General features: G+C 53.7%; 1 tRNA gene and 2 rRNA genes. All 3 read right to left on the bottom strand.

Features of this window, described 5'->3' with window-relative positions:
• Positions 1–62: 62 nt before the first annotated feature.
• Positions 63–139 (bottom strand) — tRNA-Met (locus QU44_RS16705).
• A 93-nt stretch (positions 140–232) separates the two neighbouring features.
• A 5S ribosomal RNA gene (gene rrf, locus QU44_RS16700) occupies positions 233–347 on the bottom strand.
• A gap of 103 nt (positions 348–450) precedes the next feature.
• A 23S ribosomal RNA gene (locus QU44_RS16695) occupies positions 451–3,242 on the bottom strand.
• Positions 3,243–3,410 lie beyond the last annotated feature (168 nt).

Here is a 3,410-nt window from a genome sequence, read left to right as displayed (position 1 = left end):
AGAAAATGAATATGGCCGCAAAGGCCAAAAGGCGCCCTTAGGCACCGATTGTATGTTTGGGTTGGTTGCGGGGACAGGATTTGAACCTGTGACCTTCAGGTTATGAGCCTGACGAGCTACCGGGCTGCTCCACCCCGCGCCAAAGACGTTTAGCCGCCCGGCGGTCGGGTGAGGACTGCGGGGCGGCATGACATGTGAATGGGTTTTTCTCAAAGACAACACCGGCTGCAATGCCTGGCGACGACCTACTCTTCCATCGCTTAGACGATAGTACCATCGGCGCAGTCTGGTTTCACGTTCGAGTTCGAGATGGGATCGAGTGGGTCACAGACGCTATAGCCACCAAGCAATGAAGCCGGTGTAGTCTTTGGGTTTTCAAATCGATGCCCGTGCAAGGTCTTAGATATCATCCACGATCGAACAGCAGCGCTGTCATTGATGGTGGGACTCTTCAAGCGCGAATAGGACAATTAGGACTGGTTAGCTCCATGGATTACTCCACTTCCACATCCAGCCTATCAAGGTCGTGGTCTTCGACCGTCCTGTGAAATCTTATCTCGAGGGAGGCTTCCCGCTTAGATGCTTTCAGCGGTTATCCCGTCCATACATAGCTACCCTGCTGCGCTCCTGGCGGAACGACAGGTACACCAGAGGTATGTTCAACCCGGTCCTCTCGTACTAGGGTCAACTCCTCTCAAATTTCGACGCCCACGGCAGATAGGGACCAAACTGTCTCGCGACGTTCTGAACCCAGCTCACGTACCACTTTAATTGGCGAACAGCCAAACCCTTGGGACCTGCTCCAGCCCCAGGATGTGATGAGCCGACATCGAGGTGCCAAACGATTCCGTCGATATGAGCTCTTGGGAATCATCAGCCTGTTATCCCCGGCGTACCTTTTATCCGTTGAGCGATGGCCCTTCCACGAGGGACCACCGGATCACTATGACCGACTTTCGTCTCTGCTCGACTTGTCAGTCTCGCAGTCAGGCTGGCTTATGCCATTGCACTCTAACAGACGGTTTCCAACCGTCTTGAGCCAACCTTCGCACGCCTCCGTTACTCTTTAGGAGGCGACCGCCCCAGTCAAACTACCCACCACAGAGGGTCCCTGAACCGGATAACGGTTCTAGGTTAGACATCAGAAAACAACAGGGTGGTATTTCACCTATGGCTCCACGTCAGCTGGCGCCGACGCTTCAAAGCCTCCCACCTATGCTACACAGTTCTTTCCTAATGCCACTCTGAAGTTGCAGTAAAGGTGCACGGGGTCTTTCCGTCTAACCGCGGGTACTCCGCATCTTCACGGAGAATTCAATTTCGCTGAGCATGTCCTGGAGACAGTGGGGAAGTCGTTACGCCATTCGTGCAGGTCGGAACTTACCCGACAAGGAATTTCGCTACCTTAGGACCGTTATAGTTACGGCCGCCGTTTACCTGGGCTTCATTTCAGAGCTTGCACTCCTCCACTTAACCTTCAGGCACCGGGCAGGCGTCAGGCCCTATACGTCGTCTTGAAGCCGACTTAGCAGAGCCCTGTGTTTTTGCTAAACAGTCGCTACCCCCTGGCCTGTGCCCCCCATAAGAGCTTGCGCTTATATGGGGCCTCCTTCTTCCGAAGGTACGGAGGCAATTTGCCGAGTTCCTTCAGGACACTTCTCTCAAGCGCCTTGGTATACTCTACCTGACCACCTGTGTCGGTTTCGGGTACGGTCTATACGGTGGGGCTATTTCCTGGGACCTCTTCGAAGCACGTCCAATCCAATAAGGACGTACAACACACGAGATCCGTCACACACCACCAGGTCACGGAATATTAACCGTGTTCCCATCGACTACCCCCTTCGGGCTCGTCTTAGGGGCCGACTCACCCTGCGCGGATTAGCCTTGCGCAGGAACCCTTGGTCTTTCGGCGAAAGGGCATCTCACCCTTTTTATCGCTACTCATGTCTGCATTCGCACTTCCGATACCTCCATGGTCGGTTACCCTTCCACTTCGCAGGCGTACGGAACGCTCCGCTACCGCGTGTAGTAAACTACACACCCTAAGCTTCGGTGCACGTCTTGAGCCCCGTTACATTTTCGCCGCAGGATCTCTTGTTTAGACCAGTGAGCTGTTACGCTTTCTTTAAAGGATGGCTGCTTCTAAGCCAACCTCCTGGTTGTTTTGGAAATCCCACATGCTTTCCCACTTAGACGTGACTTGGGGACCTTAGCTGTAGGTCAGGGCTGTTTCCCTTTTGACGACGGACCTTAGCACCCGCCGTCTGTCTCCCGAATAGTACTCCTGGGTATTCGGAGTTTGGTTAGGTTTGGTACAACTCGCGTCGCCCTAGCCCATCCAGTGCTCTACCCCCCAGGGTATTCATTCGAGGCTCTACCTCAATAGATTTCGCGGAGAACCAGCTATTTCCCGGCTTGATTGGCCTTTCACCCCTAAGCACAACTCATCCGACAATTTTTCAACATTGATCGGTTCGGCCCTCCAGTGCGTGTTACCGCACCTTCAGCCTGGTCATGCATAGATCGCCGGGTTTCGGGTCTAATGCATCGAACTCAGTCGCCCTATTCAGACTCGCTTTCGCTTCGCCTACACCTAACGGCTTAAGCTTGCTCGATACACTAAGTCACAGACCCATTATGCAAGAGGTACGCTGTCACCCCATAAAGAGGCTCCAACTGCTTGTAGGCAACCGGTTTCAGGTACTGTTTCACTCCCCTCATCGGGGTGCTTTTCACCTTTCCCTCACGGTACTAGTTCGCTATCGGTCATGTACGAGTATTTAGGCTTGGAGGGTGGTCCCCCCATATTCAGACAGGGTTTCACGTGCCCCGCCCTACTCAAGTCCTTATCTATCACTTTCGCATACGGGACTGTCACCCGCTATGGTCCAACTTTCCAGATGGTTCTGCTAGTTGAAGATAAGGCACTGGCCTGGTCCGCGTTCGCTCGCCACTACTAACGGAATCTCGGTTGATGTCTTTTCCTCCGGGTACTGAGATGTTTCAGTTCTCCGGGTTCGCTTCACCAAAGCTATGTATTCACTTCGGTGATACCTTTCCCAATTAACGCGGCCGCTGATCGCTCAACGGCTGAATTAATTGGTGAAGGTGGGTTCCCCCATTCGGAAATCGTCGGGTCAAAGGTTGCTCACACCTCACCGACGCTTATCGCAGCGTGCCACGTCCTTCATCGCCTGTACATGCCAAGGCATCCACCAATTGCCCTTACCTCACGCTTGAGAGTCCACACCACCAATGACAACGCTGGGTAAGCCTTGCGACCTACCAAAACTCGGCAGAGCAGCGAAGTCTGGTATCCGGTGTGGATGATAATCTCAGCCTTGTTTGTGAATGGTCGCACGATCGCATCCCGAACCAGGCCGAAGCCCGCTCGCGATACAAACCAT

The organism is Sphingomonas sp. 37zxx (assembly GCF_000786205.1).
Taxonomy (GTDB): domain Bacteria; phylum Pseudomonadota; class Alphaproteobacteria; order Sphingomonadales; family Sphingomonadaceae; genus Sphingomonas.
Note: the sequence above shows the minus strand (reverse complement) of the source record. Positions and strands in the feature narration are given on the sequence as shown.